This window comes from Burkholderia sp. KCJ3K979 (genome assembly GCF_016759955.1).
Taxonomy (GTDB): Bacteria; Pseudomonadota; Gammaproteobacteria; order Burkholderiales; family Burkholderiaceae; genus Burkholderia; species Burkholderia orbicola.
The window spans coordinates 1-19,650 of the sequence record NZ_JACFYV010000124.1; the positions used below are offsets into that span (position 1 = coordinate 1).

Here is a 19,650-nt window from a genome sequence, read left to right on the forward strand (position 1 = left end):
CTCCTCGTTTTCCCGCCCCCGAAAGCCCCGTCCGCACGCCCGTCTGGCCCGTCTTTCTCACGTATCACCTTCACAAGTTGCACTAGCTCATTCATTTATAACGGTTTTTGGAATGAGGGGGCGCATGAGCATGTGCGCGTAAGTCCTTGTTCTAACTAACAAAATTCGTCAAAAAAGCGGGCCGCTCCCTTGACCGTGCCACACCCTTCCTCTAAAGTGGGAGACAGTGTGAGAAAGTGTATTTTTGTGTGATTTAGCAGGCTGTTCCGGCTAAATTCTCAGCATTGAGCGGGTGCTTCGGTGCCCTGAACGGGAGAGCGGAAAGTGTTCCAAGGGGCGTCGGCGCTGACGCTCGATGCGAAAGGGCGGATGTCGGTGCCGTCTCGCTATCGCGAAGCGCTGCAAGGACAGGCAGAAGGACGGGTGACTGTGACCAAGCACCCGGACGGCTGCCTGTTGCTGTTTCCGCGCCCCGAATGGGAAGTGTTCCGCGCCAAGATCGCCGCGCTGCCGATGGACGCGCACTGGTGGCGGCGAATTTTTCTCGGCAATGCGATGGACGTCGATCTCGACAGCGCGGGCCGGATTCTTGTATCGCCCGAGCTGCGCATGGCAGCCGGACTGGAAAAGGAAGTCATGTTGTTGGGAATGGGTAGTCACTTCGAGCTGTGGGATTCGCAGACCTACAACGCGAAGGAGCAGGCAGCGATGGCGCAGGGCATGCCCGACGCGCTGAAGAATTTCACGTTCTGATTGCGGTGACGGAGACGCCCGCGATGGGAAATGAATTGCGGCATCGGACGGTGCTGTTGGATGAAGCGGTCGAGTCGCTCGTGACGCGGCCGGACGGCGTGTATGTCGACGGCACGTTCGGGCGCGGCGGCCATAGCCGCGCGGTGCTCGCGCGGCTGGCGTCGGCCGGGCGGCTGATCGCGTTCGACAAGGATCCGAGGGCGATCGAGACGGCGCAGGGCATCGAGGATGCGCGCTTCTCGATCGTGCATGACAGCTTTGCATCGATGCGCGACGCGCTTGCGGCGCGCGGCGTCGAGAAAGTGTCGGGGGTGTTGCTGGACCTGGGCGTGTCCTCGCCGCAGGTGGACGATCCGGCGCGCGGCTTCAGTTTCCGCGCCGATGGTCCGCTGGACATGCGAATGGATCCGACGCGTGGCGAGTCGGCGGCCGAATGGCTCGCGCGGGCTTCGGTGCAGGAATTGACGGAGGTGATACGGGATTATGGGGAAGAACGGTTTGCTTTTCAGATTGCAAAGGCGCTTGTTGCTCGCCGGGCAGAGTCCGACCGTCTTGGGCCTCTCGACACCACGGGCGAGCTTGCCCAAATCGTGGGTCACGTCGTCAAAACCCGTGAGAAGGGCAAGGATCCGGCAACCCGCACCTTTCAGGCTATACGGATTCACGTCAATCAAGAGCTTGCGGACCTGCAAGTCGTACTAGACGCGGCACTGTCGTTGCTGGAGCAAGGGGGGCGGCTGGTGGTCATCAGCTTTCATTCACTCGAGGACCGGATCGTCAAGCGATTCATGCAGGCGCACGCGAGTGCGCCTGCGGTCGATCGTCGCTTGCCGATCCGCGCCGTCGATCTCCCGAGCCCGCCGCTCAAGATCATCAGCCGCCAGTTTCCGAGCGAAGCGGAAGTCGCCGCGAATCCGCGCGCCCGCTCGGCCGTGATGCGCATCGCGGAGCGCGTCACGCCATGAGCCGCCTCAATATCTTCCTGCTGATCATCGTGATGGGTTGCGCGCTGTCGGTCGTCAACTCGACGAACCAGCAACGCCAGATCTTCATCCAGCTGCAGCGTGCGCAGTCGCAGGAGCGTCAGCTCCAGCAGGACTACGCGCAGCTTCAATATCAGCAGAGCGCGCTGTCGAAGACGTCGCGCATCGAGCAGCTCGCGAACGATTCGCTGAAAATGCAGCCGATCTCGACCGGCCGCACGCAATACCTGACGCTGCCGGCGGGCGCCGCGAAGGCGATCGACGCGCCGATCCCGGCGTCGGCCGACACGGCCGGCAAGGGCAAGGGGCGCGCGCGATGAAGCCGTCCCCGAAGCGCCAGAACGTGAAGTTCTCGTCGAGCCCCGTGCTGGGCGTTCATTTGCCGATGTGGCGCTCGAAGCTCGTCGTGTTCCTGCTGTTCATGGCGTTCGTCGCGCTGGCCGCACGGGCGTTCTGGATCCAGGGGCCCGGCAACGCGTTCTATCAGAAGCAGGGCGAAAGCCGCTACCAGCGCACGATCGAACTGCCCGCGACGCGCGGCAAGATCCTCGATCGTAACGGGCTCGTGCTCGCGACGAGCCTGCCGGTGCGCGCGATCTGGGCGATTCCCGACGCGGTGCCGGACGATCTCGACGCGGACAAGGTCAATCAGCTCGGCAAGCTCCTCGGCATGACGTCGAAGGAGTTGCGCGTGAAGCTGTCGGAAGACAAGGGTTTCGTCTACGTGAAGCGCCAGGTGCCGATCGACGTCGCGGACAAGGTCGCCGCGCTCGACATTCCCGGCATCTATCAGCGCAACGAATACAAGCGCTTCTACCCGGAAGGCGAGATCACCGCCCACCTGATCGGCTTCACGAACGTCGAGGACGAGGGCCAGGAAGGCGTCGAACTGGGCGACCAGAAGATGCTGTCCGGCACGTCGGGCATGCGCCGCGTGATCAAGGACCGGATGGGGCACATCATCGAGGATGTCGCCGAGCAGATTCCGCCGCACAACGGCACCGACGTCGACCTGTCGATCGACAGCAAGATTCAGTACATCGCGTACGCGAACCTGAAGGCCGCCGTCGAGAAGTTCAAGGCGAAGGCCGGCGCGGCGATGGTCGTCGACGTGCGTACCGGCGAAGTGCTCGCGCTCGTCAACTACCCGACGTACAACCCGAACGACCGCTCGCGCATGACGGGCGAGCAGTTGCGCAACCGGATCATGACCGACGTGTTCGAGCCGGGCTCGATCATGAAGCCGTTCACGGTGTCGCTCGCGCTCGACCTGCACCGCGTGACGCCGAATACGCTCGTTGAGACGGGCAACGGGCATTTCGTGCTCGACGGCGCGCCGATCACCGACGACGCGGGTTTCGGCACGCTGACGGTCGGCGGCGTGATCCAGAAGTCGAGCAACATCGGCGCGACGAAGATCGCGATGACGATGCGGCCCGAGGAAATGTGGAATATGTATACGAGCATCGGCCTCGGCCAGGCGCCGAAGGTCGGCTTCCCGGGCGCGGTGGCCGGCCGCCTGCGTCCGTGGAAGAGCTGGCGCCGCATCGAGCAGGCGACGATGTCGTACGGCTACGGCCTGTCCGTGTCGCTGTTTCAGCTCGCGCGGGCGTACACGGCGATCGCGCACGACGGCGAGCTGATGCCCGTGACCATTTTCAAGACCGACCCCAATCAGCCGGTCGCGGGCACGCAGGTGTTCAATCCGACCACCGCGCGCGAAGTGCGCTCGATGCTGGAGACGGTGGTTGCCCCGGGCGGCACGTCGCCGGATGCGGCCGTGCCGGGCTATCGCGTCGGCGGCAAGAGCGGTACCGCGTACAAACATGAAGGGCACGGCTACACGCGCAAGTACCGCGCGTCGTTCGTCGGGATGGCGCCGATGCCGAATCCGCGTGTCGTGATCGCGGTGTCGGTCGACGAACCGACTGCCGGCAGCCACTTCGGCGGCCAGGTGTCCGGCCCCGTATTCTCGGCGATCGCCGGCGACACGATGCGTGCGTTGAACGTTCCGCCGAACATGCCGATCAAGCAGCTCGTGGTGTCCGACGATTCGCCGGACTCCGCTGCCGCAAAGGGCCCGCAAAAGCTGGCTACGAATGGCGGCGCGAAGCATATGATCGTGTCCAGCACGACGCGTAATTCACCAGGAGTTGTTCGATGAGCGCCGCCCGCAGTTCCCATCCGGCGCATCAGCAGATCGCAGCCGCGCTTGCGTGGCTGCGTCAGCATGTGGCCCCCACGGCGCAACTGCATGCCGACACGCGCAGCCTCGAGGCTGGCGACGTGTTCGTCGCGTATGCGGTCGACGGGGCAGATAACCGCGCTTTCATGGCGGATGCCGTCGCACGCGGCGCGGCCGCCGTGCTGTATCAGCCGGAAGGGCTGGCCCACGCACCGGCCGCGCCGGCCGTACCCGTCGCGCTGGCGGTGCCGGCGCTCGACCAGCTCGCCGGCGAGATCGCCAGCGGCTGGTACGGCGACCCGAGCGACAGCCTGCTGGCGGTCGGTGTCACGGGCACGAACGGCAAGACGTCGTGCACGCAATGGATCGCCACCGCGCTGACGGCACTGCACCAGCCGTGCGCGGTGATCGGCACGCTCGGCACCGGGATGCCCGGTCAGCTCGTGCCGACCGGCTTCACGACGCCCGACGCGCCGCAACTTCAGCGCAGCCTCGCGCAATTGCGCGACGCGGGTGCGCAGGCCGTGGCGATGGAGGTGTCGTCGCACGCGCTGCATCAGGGCCGCGCGAACGGGACGGCGTTCGACGTCGCGGTGTTTACGAACCTCACGCAGGATCACCTCGACTATCACGGCACGTTCGATGCGTACGAGGCCGCGAAGGCGAAGCTGTTCGCGTGGCGCGGCCTGCGCGCGGCGGTGATCAACCGCGACGATGCGGCGGGCCGCCGCCTGCTGGAGAAGCTGGCCGGTCGCGTGCGCACGATCGCGTACGGGATCGGCGATGCACCGGCGCCCGACGCCGATCGCGAACTGGTCGCGCTCGACGTGCGCGCCACCGCGACGGGTACCGCATTCCGCCTGCGTTCGTCGTGGGGCGACGCGAACGTCGAGGTCGGCACGCTCGGCACGTTCAACGTCAGCAACCTGCTCGCGGTGCTCGGCGCGCTGCTCGCGGCCGACGTGCCGTTCGACGCGGCACTCGCCGAGATCGAGCGGCTCGAGTCGGTCAACGGCCGGATGCAGCGGCTCGGCGGCCGGTTGCAGAACGACGAGCCGCTCGTCGTGATCGACTACGCGCACACGCCCGACGCGCTCGAAAAGACGCTCGACGCGCTGCGCCCGATCGCCGCGGCGCGCGGCGGCCGGCTCGTCTGCATGTTCGGCTGCGGCGGCGATCGCGATGCGACGAAGCGTCCGCTGATGGGCGCGATCGCGGAGCGGCTCGCCGACGAAGTCGTCGTCACGAGCGACAACCCGCGCAGCGAAGATCCGCAGCACATCATCGACCAGGTCGTCGCGGGCATGACCGCGCCTGATCGCGCACGCCGTATCGAGGATCGCGCCAGCGCGATCCTGCAGGCCGTGCGGGGCGCCGCACGCGAGGATGTCGTCGTGCTGGCCGGCAAGGGCCACGAGGCCACGCAGGAAATCATGGGCAAGAAGCGTACGTTCTCCGACCAGGATCATGCACGGCTCGCGCTCGCAGCGCGCGCGACGCACGGCAAGGGAGGCGCCGAATGACGATGCTCAGCCTCGGCGAAGCCGCCCGCCTGATTCCCGGCGCCACCGTCCACGGCGACGCGGGCGTCACGTTCGACCGCGTGTCGACCGACAGCCGCACGGTCGGCCCGGGTGACCTGTTCGTCGCGCTGAAGGGCGAGCGTTTCGATGCGCACGAATTTCTCGGCGACGTCGCCGCGCGCGGCGCTGCCGCGGCGCTCGTCGCGCACGCGCCGGCGGACGTCGCGATGCCGATGATCGAAGGCGGCGAAACGCGTGCCGCGCTCGGCGCGCTCGCGCACGGCTGGCGGATGCGATTCCCGCTGCCGCTCGTCGCGGTGACGGGCAGCAACGGCAAGACGACCGTCAAGGAAATGATCGCGTCGATCTTCGCGGCGGCGGTCGGCGCCGACGCGCGACTCGCGACGGCCGGCAACCTGAACAACGATGTCGGCCTGCCGCTGACGCTGCTGCGCCTGTCGGCCGCGCATCGTCTCGCGGTGATCGAGATCGGCATGAACCATCCGGGCGAAACCGAAGTCCTCGCACGCCTCACCGCGCCGACGGTCGCGCTCGTCAACAACGCGCAGCGCGAGCACCAGGAATTCATGGCGACGGTCGAAGCCGTCGCGCTCGAACATGCGGCCGTGATTCACGCGCTGCCGCCGGACGGCGTCGCGGTGTTCCCGGCCGACGACGCGTACGCGGGCATCTGGCGCGTCGCGGCGACCGGCAACCGCATCCTCGATTTCGCGCTGCACGACGCCGAACGGCAGAACGACGCGCAGATCGTCGGCCGCATGCACGGCGGCGAACTCGCGATCGACACGCCGGCCGGCGCCGTCACGGTGCGGTTGCGCGCGCTCGGCGAGCACAACGCGCGGAACGCGCTGGCCGCGACGGCCGCGGCGCTCGGCGCCGGCGTCGCGCTGTCGGCGATCCGGCAGGGCCTCGAATCGTTCGAACCGGTCAAGGGCCGGCTGCAGGTGAAGCAGGCGAGCATCGGCAGCCTCGCGGGCGCGACGGTCGTCGACGATACGTACAACGCGAACCCCGATTCGATGCGTGCCGCGATCGACGTGCTCGCCGCGCATCCGGCGCCGCGCGTGCTGGTGATCGGCGACATGGGCGAAGTCGGCGACGAAGGGCCGGCCTTCCATCGTGAGATCGGCGCGTACGCGCGCGAACGCGGGATCGACGCGCTGTTCGCGCTCGGCGACGCATCGCGCGACGCGTGCACGGCCTACGGCGACACGGCACGCCATTTCGACGACGTCGGCGCGCTCGTGTCGGCGCTGCTCGCGGCCGGTTACGGCGCGCAGGCGACGGTGCTCGTGAAGGGCTCGCGGTACATGAAGATGGAGCGCGTGGTCGACGCGCTGACGAACCAACCCGCGGCGGGCACCGTGCCCGCCGCACACTGAGTAGAAGGAAGGAAGCATGCTGCTGGCGCTGGCGCAATGGCTGCAAGGAGACGCAAGCTTTTTGCGCTTGTTCACGTACCTCACGTTCCGGGCGGTGATGGCCACCATCACCGCGCTCGGGATCGGGCTCGTGTGCGGTCCGTGGGTGATCCGCAAGCTGACGCAAATGAAGGTCGGGCAGGCCGTGCGCAAGGATGGCCCGCAGACCCACCTCGTCAAGTCCGGCACGCCGACGATGGGTGGCGTGCTGATCCTGATCGGCATCGCGGTCGCGACGCTGCTGTGGGGCGACCTGACGAACCGTTTCATCTGGATCGTGATGCTCGTCACGTTCGGCTTCGGCGTGATCGGCTGGGTCGACGATTACCGCAAGGTCGTCCACAAGGACCCGCGCGGGATGTCGTCGCGCGAGAAGTATTTCTGGCAATCGGTGATCGGGCTGTTCGCGGCCGTTTATCTCGCGTTCAGCGTGTCCGAGGCGAACAACGTGCGGGTGTTCGACCTGTTCATGGCGTGGGTGCGGAGCGGCCTGTCGATGGGGCTGCCGGCGCGCGCCGACCTGATGCTGCCGTTCCTGAAGTCGATCAGCTACCCGCTCGGCGTGTGGGGCTTCATCGTGCTGACCTACTTCGTGATCGTCGGCGCGAGCAACGCGGTGAACCTGACCGACGGTCTCGACGGCCTCGTGATCATGCCGGTCGTGCTGGTGGGCGCGTCGCTCGGTGTGTTCGCGTACGTGATGGGCAGCGCGGTCTATTCAAAATACCTGCTGTTCCCGCACATCCCGGGCGCGGGCGAGCTGCTGATCTTCTGTTCCGCGATGGGCGGGGCCGGGCTTGCGTTCCTCTGGTACAACACGCACCCCGCGCAGGTATTCATGGGCGACGTCGGCGCGCTGGCGCTGGGCGGCGCGCTCGGCACGGTCGCGGTGATCGTGCGCCAGGAAATCGTGCTGTTCATCATGGGCGGCATCTTCGTCGCGGAAACACTGTCGGTGATGCTGCAGGTGTCGTGGTTCAAGTACACGAAGAAGCGTTACGGCGAAGGGCGGCGCCTGCTGAAGATGGCGCCGCTGCATCACCATTTCGAACTGTCCGGCTGGAAGGAAACGCAGGTGGTCGTGCGTTTCTGGATCATCACGCTGATGCTGTGCCTGTTCGGTCTGACCACCCTCAAGCTGCGGTAAAGGAAAGGTAACAAGGATGTCTGGCGAGATGTTTGGAGATCGGCAACGGCCGATGGTGCTCGTACTGGGGCTCGGGGAATCGGGTCTCGCGATCGCGCGATGGTGCGCGAGGCACGGGTGCCGGCTGCGTATTGCCGATACCCGCGAGGCGCCGCCGAACCTTGCCGCGCTGCAGGCCGAAGGCATCGATGCGGAATTCGTCGGCGGGGCGTTCACGCCCGCGCTGCTCGACGGCGGCGTCGAGATCGTCGGACTGAGCCCCGGGCTGTCGCCGCTGGAGCCGGCGCTCGCGGCGCTGGTCGCGGCCGCGAACGAGCGCGGTGTCGCGGTATGGGGCGAACTGGAATTCTTCGCGCAGGCGCTGCGTGCGCTCGGCACGAGCGGCTACCAGCCGAAGGTGCTCGCGATTACCGGCACCAACGGCAAGACCACGACAACGAGCCTCACGGGCCTGCTGTGTCAGCGCTCGGGCAAGAAGGTCGCGGTCGCGGGCAACATCAGCCCGGCGATGCTCGACCGGCTCGCGAGCGCGATCGACGAAACCGCGCTACCCGACGTATGGGTGCTCGAACTGTCGAGCTTCCAGCTCGAGACCGCGCGCACGTTTGCGCCCGACGCGGCCGCGATCCTCAACATCACGCAGGACCATCTCGACTGGCACGGCAGCTTCGACGCATACGCGCAGGCAAAGGGCCGGATCTTCGGCGCGACGACGACACGCGTGCTGAACCGCGACGACGCAGCCGTGATGAAGTTCGCTCCCGCGGTTGGCACGGCCGACGCGCCGCGCACAGTCACGTTCGGCCTGAACGAGCCGACGCAGGACGGCGACTACGGGCTGTCGCGCGACAACGGCATCGCATGGCTGGTGGAAGCCGTCGATCGCGACGCGCCGGATGAAGCGACGACGACCCGCCGGCGCAAGCGCGACGCCGCGCATACGCCCGACATCGCGCAAAAGCGCCTGATGCCGGCCGACGCGCTGCGCGTCCGTGGGCTGCACAACGCGGCGAACGCGCTGGCCGCGTTCGCGCTCGCGCGCGCGATCGACCTTCCGGCCGCACCGTTGCTGCACGCGCTGCGCGAATACCGCGGCGAAGCGCATCGCGTCGAAGTGATCGCGACGATCGACGACGTCGACTATGTGGATGACAGCAAGGGCACGAACGTCGGCGCGACGGTAGCCGCGCTCGACGGGCTCGCGCAGAAGATCGTGCTGATCGCGGGCGGCGACGGCAAGGGGCAGGATTTCGCGCCGCTGGTCGCGCCGGTCGCGCGCTGGTGCCGCGCGGTGATGCTGATCGGGCGCGACGCACCGGTGATCCGCGACACGCTCGCCGAAACGGGCGTGCCGCTCGCTGACCACGCGACGCTCGAAGCAGCGGTGCACGCAGCAGCCGAGCTCGCCGAGCCGGGCGATGCGGTGTTGCTGTCGCCTGCCTGCGCGAGCCTCGACATGTTCAGGAACTACGCCCATCGCGCGGAAGTGTTCCGCGCGGCGGTCGACGCAATCGCCATCGACAAAGGAGCGACGCCATGAGCTGGTCCGATCGCCTCGTCTCCCGCTTCAATGACCGGCGCGACACCGGCGGCAATGCCGCGGGCGGCCGCGTCGCATCGGCCACGCGCGCCGCGACGGGCGGCCTCGCGAGCGTCGTCAACGGTGTGCGCCCGAGCCGTTCGCGGATGCTCGATTTCGACTATTCGCTGCTGTGGGTCGCGATCGCGCTGCTCGGACTCGGCGTCGTGATGGTGTATTCGGCGTCGATCGCGATGCCCGATTCGCCGAAATACGCGTCGTATCACGATTACGCGTTCCTGATGCGCCACTGCGTGTCGCTCACCGTCGCGTTCATCGCGGCGGTGCTCGCGTTCCGCGTGCCGGTGTCGACCTGGGACAAGTACGCGCCGCATCTTTTCCTGATCGCGCTGGTCGGCCTCGTGATCGTGCTGATCCCGCACGTCGGCAAGGGCGTGAACGGTGCGCGCCGCTGGATTCCGCTCGGCATCACGAACATGCAGCCGTCGGAAATCATGAAGCTCGCGGTGACGATCTACGCGGCGAACTATACGGTGCGCAAGCAGGAGTACATGCAGAGCTTCGCGAAGGGCTTCCTGCCGATGGCGTTCGCGGTCGGCCTGGTCGGCGCGCTGCTGCTGCTCGAGCCCGACATGGGCGCGTTCATGGTCGTCGCCGCGATCGCGATGGGCGTGCTGTTCCTCGGCGGCGTGAACGGCAAGCTGTTCGGCGGCCTCGTCGCGACGGCGGTCGGCACGTTCACGATGCTCGTGTGGCTGTCGCCGTGGCGTCGCGAGCGGATCTTCGCGTATCTCGATCCGTGGGACGAGCGCTACGCGCAGGGCAAGGCTTACCAGCTCACGCACTCGCTGATCGCGTTCGGCCGCGGAGAGTGGTTCGGCGTCGGCCTCGGCGGCAGTGTGGAGAAACTGAATTACCTGCCGGAAGCGCATACCGACTTCATCCTCGCGGTGATCGGCGAGGAACTCGGCTTCATCGGCGTGCTGGTCGTGATCCTGCTGTTCTACTGGATCGTGCGTCGCGCGTTCGAAATCGGCCGCCAGGCGCTCGCGCTCGATCGCACGTTCGCGGGCCTGATGGCGAAGGGCATCGGCATCTGGTTCGGCGCACAGACGTTCATCAACATGGGCGTGAACCTCGGGCTGCTGCCGACCAAGGGGCTGACGCTGCCGCTCGTGAGCTACGGCGGCTCCGGCATCCTGCTGAACTGTGTCGCGCTCGCGGTGCTGCTGCGGGTCGACTACGAGAACCGGGTGCTGATGCGCGGAGGGAAGGTATGACCGCGTCGCAACGCACGCTGATGGTGATGGCAGGCGGCACCGGGGGCCACGTGTTCCCGGGGCTCGCGGTCGCGCACCGGATGGAAGCGGCGGGCTGGCGCGTCGTATGGCTCGGCAATCCGGCCGGGATGGAAGCGACGCTGGTGCCGAAGCACGGCATTCCGATGGAGTACGTGCGGTTCGGCGGGCTGCGCGGCAAGGGCCTGAAGACCAAGCTGACGCTGCCGGTCAACCTGCTGCGCGCATGCTGGCAGAGCCTCGGCGCGCTGCGCCGCGTGCGGCCGGACGTCGTGCTCGGGATGGGCGGCTACATCACGTTCCCGGCGGGCGTGATGACCGCGCTGTCGGGGCGGCCGCTCGTGCTGCATGAACAGAATTCGATCGCGGGCCTGACCAACAAGGTGCTCGCGAAACTCGCGAAGCGCGTGCTCGTCGCGTTCCCCGGCGCGCTGCCGCACGCGGAATGGACGGGTAACCCGATTCGCGCGGAACTGGCGCACACGGAACCGCCCCAGGCACGCTATGCGTCGCGCAGCGGCCCGTTGAACGTGCTGGTCGTCGGCGGCAGCCTCGGGGCGGCCGCGCTGAACGAAGTCGTGCCGCGCGCGCTGGCGCTGCTGGCGCCGGGCGAGCGCCCGCGCGTCGTGCACCAGGCCGGCGTGAAGCACATCGAGGCACTGAAGGCGAATTACGAAGCGGCCGGTTTCGCGGCCGGCGAGGACGTGCGGCTCGTACCGTTCATCGACGACATGGCGGCCGCGTATGCGGCGGCGGATCTGGTGATCTGCCGATCGGGCGCGATGACGGTGTCGGAGATCGCGGCGGTGGGTGTGGCGGCGCTGTTCGTGCCGTTCCCGTATGCGGTCGACGATCACCAGACGACCAACGCCGCGTTTCTCGCCGATGCGGGCGCGGCCGTGCTGGTGCAACAACGCGACCTGTCGGCGGAGCTGCTCGCCGACTGGCTGCGCGGCCAGTCGCGGGCGTCGCTCGCGGACATGGCGGAACGTTCGCGCGCGCTCGCGAAGCCCGAGGCCACCGACGAAGTCGCGCGCGTCTGCGCGAAGGCGGCCGGCGCGAACCTGGAAATACTGCAATGAAACACATCGTCAAACACATTCATTTCGTCGGGATCGGCGGCGCCGGCATGAGCGGCATTGCCGAAGTGCTCGTCAACCTCGGCTATGCGGTCAGCGGCTCGGACCTGTCGCGCAATGCGGTGACCGATCGCCTCGAGGCGCTGGGCGCGCGGATCGCGATCGGCCACGATGCGGCGAACATCGAGGGCGCGAACGCGGTCGTCGTGTCGACGGCCGTGCGCTCGGACAACCCGGAAGTGCTGGCCGCGCGCCGCCAAGGCGTGCCGATCGTGCAGCGCGCGGTGATGCTGGCGGAGCTGATGCGCCTGAAGCAGGGCATCGCGATCGCCGGCACGCACGGCAAGACCACGACGACGAGCCTCGTCGCGAGCGTGCTCGCGGCGGGCGGGCTGGACCCGACCTTCGTGATCGGCGGCCGGCTGATCAGCGCCGGCGCGAACGCGCGGCTCGGCACGGGCGACTTCATCGTCGCCGAGGCCGACGAGTCGGATGCGTCGTTCCTGAACCTGTATCCGGTGATCGAAGTCATCACGAACATCGACGCCGACCACATGGACACCTACGGCCACGATTTCGCGCGGCTCAAGCAGGCGTTCATCGAATTCACGCAGCGCCTGCCGTTCTACGGCAGCGCGGTGGTGTGCGTCGACGATCCGAACGTGCGGCAGATCATTCCGTTCATCTCGAAGCCGGTCGTGCGCTACGGCCTGTCGCCGGACGCGCAGGTGCGCGCGGAAGACATCGACGCGCGCGACGGCCGGATGCACTTCACGGTGATCCGCGAAGGGCGTGCGCCGCTCGCGGTCGTGCTGAACATGCCGGGCCTGCACAACGTGCAGAACGCGCTCGCGGCGATCGCGATCGCAACCGATCTCGGCGTGTCGGACGACGCGATCCAGCTGGCGCTGGCGGAATTCAACGGCGTCGGCCGGCGCTTCCAGCGCTACGGCGACGTGCCGAGCGCGGACGGCGGCCAGTACACGCTGATCGACGACTACGGTCATCACCCGGTCGAGATGGCGGCGACGATCGCGGCCGCGCGCGGCGCGTTCCCGGGCCGCCGCCTCGTGCTGGCGTTCCAGCCGCACCGCTACACGCGCACGCGCGACTGCTTCGACGATTTCGTCAACGTGCTGTCGACGGTCGATGCGCTGGTGCTGACTGAAGTCTACGCGGCCGGCGAAGCGGCGATCCCGACGGCCAGCGGCGACGCGCTGTCGCGCGCGCTGCGCGCGGTGGGCAAGGTCGACCCGGTGTTCGTCGCGACGGTCGACGACGTGCCGGACGCTTTGGCGAAAGTCGCGCAGAACGGCGACGTGGTGATCACGATGGGGGCGGGTTCGATCGGCGGCGTGCCGGCGAAGCTCGTGCAACACATTCAACAGAAGGCATGACATGAGCGGGATCGATCCGAAACGTTTCGGCAAGGTGGCGGTGTTGTTCGGCGGCGAATCCGCCGAGCGCGAGGTGTCGCTCACCTCGGGCCGCCTCGTGCTGCAGGGCCTGCGTGACGCGGGCGTCGACGCGCATCCGTTCGACCCGGCCGAGCGGCCGCTGTCGGCGCTGAAGGACGAAGGCTTCGTGCGCGCGTTCAACGCGCTGCACGGCGGCTACGGCGAGAACGGCCAGATCCAGGGTGCGCTCGATTTCTACGGGATTCGCTATACGGGCAGCGGCGTGCTGGGCTCGGCGCTCGGCCTCGACAAGTTCCGCACGAAACTCGTGTGGCAGCAGACGGGCGTGCCGACGCCGCCGTTCGAGACGGTGATGCGCGGCGACGACCTGGCCGCGCGCGCGACCGACATCGTCGCGAAGCTCGGCCTGCCGTTGTTCGTGAAGCCGGCGAGCGAAGGCTCGAGCGTCGCGGTGCTGAAGGTGAAGACGGCCGACGCGCTGCCGGCCGCGCTCGCGGAAGCCGCGACGCACGACAAGATCGTGATCGTCGAGAAGAGCATCGAAGGCGGCGGCGAATATACCGCGTGCATCGCCGGCGATCTCGACCTGCCGCTGATCAAGATCGTGCCGGCGGGCGAGTTCTACGACTACCACGCGAAGTACGTCGCCGACGATACGCAGTACCTGATCCCGTGCGGCCTGCCGGCGGAACAGGAAACGGAACTGAAGCGCATCGCGCGCCGCGCGTTCGACGTGCTCGGCTGTACCGACTGGGGCCGCGCGGATTTCATGCTCGACGCGGCCGGCAATGCGTATTTCCTCGAAGTGAACACGGCCCCCGGGATGACCGACCACTCGCTGCCGCCGAAGGCCGCGCGCGCGGTCGGCATCGGCTATTCCGAGCTGGTCGTGAAGGTGCTGTCGCTCACGCTCAACGACTGACGCAGGAACGGAACGACGTATGTGGAACAACGTTCGCCAACTCAACCTTGCCGCCAGCGCGCTGTACGCGCTGCTGTTGCTCGTGTTGGCGGCGGCCGGCTGCTACTGGCTGATCCAGCGCCCGACGTTCGCGCTGCGGGAAATCCGGATCGACGGCGATACCGAGCACATCAACTCGCCGACGGTGCGCGCGGGCGTGGTCGGCCGGCTGAAGGGCAATTTCTTCACGGTCGATCTCGATACGGCGCGCGCGGCGTTCGAGCAGATGCCGTGGGTGCGTCACGCGAGCGTGCGCCGGGTGTGGCCGAATGCGCTGGCTGTCACGCTCGAGGAGTACAAACCGCTCGGGACCTGGGGCAGCGATCAGCTGGTGAGCGTCGACGGCGAGCTGTTCACCGCGAACCAGGGCGAGCTGGAGCAGGAACTGCCGGCATTCGACGGCCCGGAAGGCAGTGCGAAGGAAGTCGTCACGCGGTATCGCGACTTCGGGAAATGGTTTGCGCCGCTGAAGGCGGCGCCGGAAGAAGTGACGCTGTCGGCGCGGTACGCGTGGACGGTGAAGCTGTCGAACGGCATGCAGGTCGAGCTGGGCAAGGAACGCAACAGCGACACGCTGCATGACCGGAGCCAGCGCCTGGTCGCCGCGTGGCCGGCCGTCACGGAGCGTTGGGGCAACGACATCGAGTACGCGGACCTGCGGTATCCGAACGGATTCGCGATTCGCGCGGCAGGCATGCGGTTCCTGACCGATACCGACAAGCGCAAGAAGTAACGAGAGATCACACGCAAGAGCACTTTATGAGCAAAGACTACAAGGATCTGCTGGTTTCCCTCGACATCGGCACGTCGAAGGTGGTGGCCATCGTCGCCGAGCTGAAGGGCGAGGGTCACTACGAGGTGATCGGTCTCGGCCAGAGCGAGTCGAAGGGTCTGAAGAAAGGTGTGGTGGTCAACATCGAGGCCACCGTGCAATCGATCCAGCGCGCGCTCGAGGAAGCCGAGCTGATGGCCGACTGCAAGATCACCAACGTGTTCACGGGGATCGCGGGCAGCCACATCCGCAGCTTCAATTCGAGCGGGATGGTCGCGATCAAGGACAAGGAAGTCACGCAGACGGACGTCGCGCGCGTGATCGAGACCGCGAAGGCGATCAACATCCCGACCGACCAGCAGGTGCTGCACATCCTCACGCAGGAATTCATCATCGACGGCCAGGAAGACGTGCGCGAGCCGATCGGGATGAGCGGCATCCGGCTGGAAGTGAAGGTGCACATCGTGACGGGCGCGGTGAGCGCCGCGCAGAACATCGTCAAGTGCGTGCGCCGCTGCGGGCTGGAAGTGAACGACCTGATCCTGCAGCCGCTCGCGTCGTCGCTGGCGGTGCTGACGGAAGACGAGAAGGATCTCGGCGTGGTGCTGGTCGACATCGGCGGCGGCACGACCGACATCGCGATCTTCGCCGAAGGCGCGATCCGCCACACGGCGGTGATCCCGATCGCCGGCGACCAGATCACGAGCGACATCGCGATGGCGCTGCGCACGCCGACGCCGGACGCGGAAGACATCAAGGTCGGCTACGGGATCGCGAAGCAGGCGCTCGCCGATCCGGACGAAATGGTCGAAGTGCCGGGCCTCGGCGAACGCGGCCCGCGCACGCTGTCGCGCCAGGCGCTCGCGGCGGTGATCGAGCCGCGCGTCGAGGAACTGTTCTCGCTCGTGCAGCAGGTCGTGCGCGAGTCGGGTTACGAAGAACTCCTGAGCTCCGGCGTGGTCATTACCGGCGGCGCGTCGATGATGCCGGGCATGGTCGAGCTCGGCGAAGACATTTTCCTGAAACCGGTGCGCATCGGCGCGCCGGAATATGCAGGCGGCCTCTCCGACGTCGTGCGCAATCCGCGCTACTCGACGGCGATGGGGCTGCTCGTCGAAGGCAGTGCGCAGCGCATGCGCGGCCGCAAGGTCGCCGTGCAGTCCGGCAACGCGGGGCAGGTGTTCTCGCGGATGAAGGAATGGTTCCTGAGCAACTTCTGACAAACCGAATCGAAATTCGCGCTGGTGCCGGCGGCTGGCGCGCGACAGGGGGTTGCCCGATCTCCTGCCGAATAACGGCCGAGTAGCAGTCATTCTCTTGACGGAGGCAACAATGGAATTCGAAATGCTGGAAACCGAAACCAACGGCACCATCATCAAGGTGGTCGGCGTTGGCGGCGCTGGCGGCAATGCCGTCCAGCACATGATCAACCGCGGCGTGCAGGGCGTCGACTTCATCGTGATGAACACGGACGCCCAGGCGCTGTCGCGTTCGCGTGCATCGTCGGTGATCCAGCTCGGCAACACGGGTCTGGGCGCCGGTGCGAAGCCGGAAATGGGTCGTGCGGCAGCGGAAGAAGCGCGTGAGCGCATCGCCGACGCACTGCGCGGCGCGCACATGGTGTTCATTACGGCCGGCATGGGCGGTGGCACGGGTACGGGCGCCGCACCGGTGGTCGCGCAGATCGCGAAGGAGATGGGCATTCTGACGGTTGGCGTCGTCAGCAAGCCGTTCGAGTTCGAAGGCGGCAAGCGCATGCGCGTCGCCGAAGCTGGCTCGCAGCAACTGGAGGATCACGTCGACTCGCTGATCGTCGTGCTGAACGACAAGCTGTTCGACGTGATGGGCGACGACGCCGAGATGGACAAGTGCTTCCAGTGCGCGGACGACGTGTTGAACAACGCGGTGGCAGGTATCGCGGAAATCATCAACGTCGACGGCCTCGTGAACGTCGACTTCGAAGACGTGAAGACGGTGATGGGCGAGCAGGGCAAGGCGATGATGGGCACGGCGACGGTCGCCGGCGTCGATCGCGCACGCCTCGCGGCGGAACAGGCCGTGGCGAGCCCGCTGCTCGAAGGCGTCGATCTGTCGGGCGCGCGCGGCGTGCTGGTCAACATCACGTCGAGCCGTTCGCTGCGCCTGTCGGAAACGCGCGAAGTGATGAACACGATCAAGAGCTACGCGGCGGAAGATGCGACGGTGATCTTCGGTGCGGTGTACGACGACGCGATGGGCGATGCACTGCGCGTGACGGTCGTGGCGACGGGTCTGGGCCGTGCGGCGAAGAAGCAGCAGTCGGCCCCGATGACGCTGCTGCGCACGGGTACGGACAACCAGCCGGTCAGCGCGGTGTCGCACGGCTATGCGCAGCCGCATCACGTCAGCACGGCCGACTACGGCGCGCTCGATACGCCGGCGGTGTGGCGCAATTCGCGCGAAACCGCGGCATCGCACGTGCAGGCGCTGCAGGAGAAGGGTGTCGACACGTACGACATCCCGGCTTTCCTGCGCAAGCAGGCTGACTGACGCAAACACAGGCGAAGCCGCGGCGAAGTTGCCGCGGTAACGCCGGCGTGACGGATGCTACGGACCCAGACAGGCCGCGTCGGATGCGACGCCGGGCCGGGAAACGTGCCCTCTTCGCTTGAGCGGAGCGGGATGGGCCGTGCTGTCCGCAACACGCTGAAAAACCGTATCGCTATGAGGGACCAGCCATGATTCAAGTGGGCGACGCGCTGCCCGACGCGCAATTGTTCGAGTTCATCGACGACGCGCGCGAAGGGTGCACGCTGGGGCCGAACGCCTACAGCGTGCGCGACCAGGTTGCGGGAAAGCGGGTGGTGATCTTCGGATTGCCGGGCGCGTTCACGCCGACCTGCTCGGCGCAGCATGTGCCGGGCTACGTCGAGCACGCCGAGCAATTGCGCGCGGCGGGTGTCGACGAGATCTGGTGCGTGTCCGTCAACGACGCATTCGTGATGGGCGCATGGGGACGTGATCTGCACACCGCGGGCAAGGTGCGCATGATGGCGGACGGCAGCGCGGCTTTCACTCATGCGCTGGGGCTGACGCAGGATTTGTCCGCGCGTGGCATGGGAATTCGTTCCCTGCGCTACGCGATGGTGATTGACGGCGGTGTGGTCAAGACGCTGGCCGTCGAGGCGCCGGGCAAATTCGAAGTGAGCGATGCGGCGAGTGTTCTCGCGACGTTGACGTCCTGATCGTGCGGTGCGCCGTTGCCTTCCGGCAACGCTGCTCACCGGCCTCAGGGCAGTTGTAACACGGGCTGATGACCGGAAACGCCTCCGTTCCGGGCATCGGCCCGTCCCGTATCGGCGCGGGTAAACTGTCGAAACAGATTGATACGCAGTTTCAGACAGCGCTGAATAGGGAATTACGCTATAATCCCGCCTATCGAATATAACTCCTGATTGATATCTTCAATCAAGACGAAGAAGACCATGTTGAAGCAGCGCACCATCAAATCCATCGTGAAGACCGTGGGTATCGGTGTCCACTCGGGCCGCAAGATCGAGTTGACGCTCCGTCCCGCCGCGCCCGGCACGGGCATCGTCTTTTCACGCGTCGACCTGCCCACGCCGGTCGACATTCCCGCATCGGCGATGTCGATCGGCGACACGCGGCTCGCGTCGGTGTTGCAGAAGGATGGCGTGCGCGTGTCGACGGTCGAGCACCTGATGTCCGCGTGTGCGGGTCTCGGCATCGACAACCTGTATGTCGATGTGACGGCCGAGGAAATCCCGATCATGGACGGCAGCGCCGCCACGTTCGTGTTCCTGATCCAGTCCGCCGGCATCGAGGAGCAGAACGCGCCGAAGCGTTTCATCAAGGTGAAGAAGCCGGTCGAAATCCGTGACGGCGACAAGTTCGCGCGGCTCGATCCGTATTTCGGCTTCAAGCTGAAGTTCTCGATCGACTTCCGCCACCCGGCCGTCGACAAGACGGGCCAGGAGCTCGAGGTCGATTTCGCGACCACGTCGTACGTGCGCGAGATCGCGCGTGCGCGCACGTTCGGCTTCGCGCACGAGGCCGAGATGCTGCGCGAGATCGGCCTGGCGCGCGGCGGCAGCATGGACAACGCGATCGTGCTCGACGAGTACCGCATCCTGAACAACGACGGGCTGCGCTACGACGACGAGTTCGTGAAGCACAAGATGCTCGACGCAATCGGCGACCTGTACGTGATCGGCCACCCGCTGCTGGCGTCGTACACCGCGTACAAGTCGGGCCACGGCCTGAACAACGCGTTGCTGCGCGAACTGCTCGCGCACGAAGACGCGTACGAGATCGTGACGTTCGACGATCCGCAGGCTGCACCGAAGGGGTTCGCGTTCGACGCGCAGACGGCCTTCGCGTGACCGGCTTTCAGCGCAAGCGATAAAAAAGCGACCTTCGGGTCGCTTAATAGGATGGTCAGCCCGATCCTCACTCAGTGGACTACGCTGAGTGAGGATTTTGTCCTTCTGGAGGACCATCATGGACACGGTATCGCTGATCGGAGTCGATCTCGGCAAGCACTGCTTCC

Annotated in this window: 17 protein-coding genes; all 17 read left to right on the forward strand. The window is 66.8% G+C overall.

The genetic code is table 11. The features are described from left to right. Positions 1-324: 324 nt before the first annotated feature. Positions 325-753, forward strand: coding sequence for a division/cell wall cluster transcriptional repressor MraZ (gene mraZ / locus H3O04_RS22990; RefSeq protein ID WP_006477025.1), 429 nt, complete (start codon positions 325-327; stop codon positions 751-753). A gap of 23 nt (positions 754-776) precedes the next feature. Continuing rightward, a complete protein-coding gene (rsmH, locus tag H3O04_RS22995; RefSeq protein ID WP_011694135.1) occupies positions 777-1,718 on the forward strand; it encodes a 16S rRNA (cytosine(1402)-N(4))-methyltransferase RsmH in 942 nt (313 codons plus the stop codon). Continuing rightward, complete coding sequence (ftsL, locus tag H3O04_RS23000) at positions 1,715-2,056, forward strand: cell division protein FtsL (RefSeq protein ID WP_202588505.1); 342 nt, start codon at positions 1,715-1,717, stop codon at positions 2,054-2,056. The genes rsmH and ftsL overlap by 4 nt, the downstream gene beginning before the upstream one ends. Beyond that, the gene (locus tag H3O04_RS23005) at positions 2,053-3,900 is read left to right on the forward strand and encodes a peptidoglycan D,D-transpeptidase FtsI family protein (RefSeq protein WP_006477022.1); all 1,848 of its coding nucleotides are present in this window, start codon (positions 2,053-2,055) and stop codon (positions 3,898-3,900) included. The genes ftsL and H3O04_RS23005 overlap by 4 nt, the downstream gene beginning before the upstream one ends. Beyond that, complete coding sequence (locus H3O04_RS23010) at positions 3,897-5,444, forward strand: UDP-N-acetylmuramoyl-L-alanyl-D-glutamate--2,6-diaminopimelate ligase (protein WP_043888229.1); 1,548 nt, start codon at positions 3,897-3,899, stop codon at positions 5,442-5,444. Before H3O04_RS23005 ends, H3O04_RS23010 begins: the two co-directional genes overlap by 4 nt. Then, a complete protein-coding gene (locus H3O04_RS23015; RefSeq protein ID WP_202588506.1) occupies positions 5,441-6,847 on the forward strand; it encodes a UDP-N-acetylmuramoyl-tripeptide--D-alanyl-D-alanine ligase in 1,407 nt (468 codons plus the stop codon). Before H3O04_RS23010 ends, H3O04_RS23015 begins: the two co-directional genes overlap by 4 nt. Positions 6,848-6,863: 16 nt before the next feature. Then, the gene (gene mraY / locus H3O04_RS23020; RefSeq protein WP_006477019.1) at positions 6,864-8,033 is read left to right on the forward strand and encodes a phospho-N-acetylmuramoyl-pentapeptide-transferase; all 1,170 of its coding nucleotides are present in this window, start codon (positions 6,864-6,866) and stop codon (positions 8,031-8,033) included. A gap of 28 nt (positions 8,034-8,061) precedes the next feature. After that, on the forward strand, positions 8,062-9,573 hold the full coding sequence (murD, locus tag H3O04_RS23025) for a UDP-N-acetylmuramoyl-L-alanine--D-glutamate ligase (protein WP_202588507.1): 1,512 nt from the start codon (positions 8,062-8,064) through the stop codon (positions 9,571-9,573). Continuing rightward, entirely contained in the window at positions 9,570-10,853 is a 1,284-nt protein-coding gene (gene ftsW / locus H3O04_RS23030) for a putative lipid II flippase FtsW (RefSeq protein WP_011544500.1), read from the forward strand. The genes murD and ftsW overlap by 4 nt, the downstream gene beginning before the upstream one ends. Next, positions 10,850-11,953, forward strand: a complete 1,104-nt coding sequence (murG, locus tag H3O04_RS23035; RefSeq protein ID WP_023477231.1) for an undecaprenyldiphospho-muramoylpentapeptide beta-N-acetylglucosaminyltransferase — start codon at positions 10,850-10,852, stop codon at positions 11,951-11,953. The genes ftsW and murG overlap by 4 nt, the downstream gene beginning before the upstream one ends. Next, positions 11,950-13,347: a UDP-N-acetylmuramate--L-alanine ligase gene (murC, locus tag H3O04_RS23040; RefSeq protein ID WP_006477016.1), complete on the forward strand. Its 1,398-nt coding sequence runs from the start codon at positions 11,950-11,952 to the stop codon at positions 13,345-13,347. The genes murG and murC overlap by 4 nt, the downstream gene beginning before the upstream one ends. 1 nt (position 13,348) lies before the next feature. After that, entirely contained in the window at positions 13,349-14,290 is a 942-nt protein-coding gene (locus H3O04_RS23045) for a D-alanine--D-alanine ligase (protein ID WP_011544503.1), read from the forward strand. A 19-nt stretch (positions 14,291-14,309) separates the two neighbouring features. Next, on the forward strand, positions 14,310-15,062 hold the full coding sequence (locus H3O04_RS23050; protein ID WP_006477014.1) for a cell division protein FtsQ/DivIB: 753 nt from the start codon (positions 14,310-14,312) through the stop codon (positions 15,060-15,062). Between the two features lie 26 nt (positions 15,063-15,088). Then, a complete protein-coding gene (ftsA, locus tag H3O04_RS23055) occupies positions 15,089-16,321 on the forward strand; it encodes a cell division protein FtsA (protein ID WP_006487138.1) in 1,233 nt (410 codons plus the stop codon). A 112-nt stretch (positions 16,322-16,433) separates the two neighbouring features. Continuing rightward, a complete protein-coding gene (gene ftsZ, locus H3O04_RS23060) occupies positions 16,434-17,630 on the forward strand; it encodes a cell division protein FtsZ (RefSeq protein WP_006477012.1) in 1,197 nt (398 codons plus the stop codon). A gap of 188 nt (positions 17,631-17,818) precedes the next feature. Next, positions 17,819-18,325, forward strand: coding sequence for a peroxiredoxin (locus tag H3O04_RS23065; RefSeq protein ID WP_006477011.1), 507 nt, complete (start codon positions 17,819-17,821; stop codon positions 18,323-18,325). Positions 18,326-18,565: 240 nt separating this feature from the next. Further along, positions 18,566-19,483 (forward strand): UDP-3-O-acyl-N-acetylglucosamine deacetylase, encoded by a 918-nt coding sequence (gene lpxC, locus H3O04_RS23070; protein WP_006487145.1) that lies wholly within the window; start codon positions 18,566-18,568, stop codon positions 19,481-19,483. The last annotated feature ends 167 nt before the right edge of the window (positions 19,484-19,650 follow it).

Excerpts from the sequence above, each read along its gene's own strand:
- rsmH (WP_011694135.1), top strand. The coding sequence starts at position 777 with ATGGGAAATGAATTGCGGCATCGGACGGTGCTGTTGGATGAAGCGGTC.
- ftsL (WP_202588505.1), top strand. The coding sequence starts at position 1,715 with ATGAGCCGCCTCAATATCTTCCTGCTGATCATCGTGATGGGTTGCGCG.
- H3O04_RS23005 (WP_006477022.1), top strand. The coding sequence starts at position 2,053 with ATGAAGCCGTCCCCGAAGCGCCAGAACGTGAAGTTCTCGTCGAGCCCC.
- H3O04_RS23010 (WP_043888229.1), top strand. The coding sequence starts at position 3,897 with ATGAGCGCCGCCCGCAGTTCCCATCCGGCGCATCAGCAGATCGCAGCC.
- H3O04_RS23015 (WP_202588506.1), top strand. The coding sequence starts at position 5,441 with ATGACGATGCTCAGCCTCGGCGAAGCCGCCCGCCTGATTCCCGGCGCC.
- mraY (WP_006477019.1), top strand. The coding sequence starts at position 6,864 with ATGCTGCTGGCGCTGGCGCAATGGCTGCAAGGAGACGCAAGCTTTTTG.
- murD (WP_202588507.1), top strand. The coding sequence starts at position 8,062 with ATGTTTGGAGATCGGCAACGGCCGATGGTGCTCGTACTGGGGCTCGGG.
- ftsW (WP_011544500.1), top strand. The coding sequence starts at position 9,570 with ATGAGCTGGTCCGATCGCCTCGTCTCCCGCTTCAATGACCGGCGCGAC.
- murG (WP_023477231.1), top strand. The coding sequence starts at position 10,850 with ATGACCGCGTCGCAACGCACGCTGATGGTGATGGCAGGCGGCACCGGG.
- murC (WP_006477016.1), top strand. The coding sequence starts at position 11,950 with ATGAAACACATCGTCAAACACATTCATTTCGTCGGGATCGGCGGCGCC.
- H3O04_RS23045 (WP_011544503.1), top strand. The coding sequence starts at position 13,349 with ATGAGCGGGATCGATCCGAAACGTTTCGGCAAGGTGGCGGTGTTGTTC.
- H3O04_RS23050 (WP_006477014.1), top strand. The coding sequence starts at position 14,310 with ATGTGGAACAACGTTCGCCAACTCAACCTTGCCGCCAGCGCGCTGTAC.
- ftsA (WP_006487138.1), top strand. The coding sequence starts at position 15,089 with ATGAGCAAAGACTACAAGGATCTGCTGGTTTCCCTCGACATCGGCACG.
- ftsZ (WP_006477012.1), top strand. The coding sequence starts at position 16,434 with ATGGAATTCGAAATGCTGGAAACCGAAACCAACGGCACCATCATCAAG.
- H3O04_RS23065 (WP_006477011.1), top strand. The coding sequence starts at position 17,819 with ATGATTCAAGTGGGCGACGCGCTGCCCGACGCGCAATTGTTCGAGTTC.
- lpxC (WP_006487145.1), top strand. The coding sequence starts at position 18,566 with ATGTTGAAGCAGCGCACCATCAAATCCATCGTGAAGACCGTGGGTATC.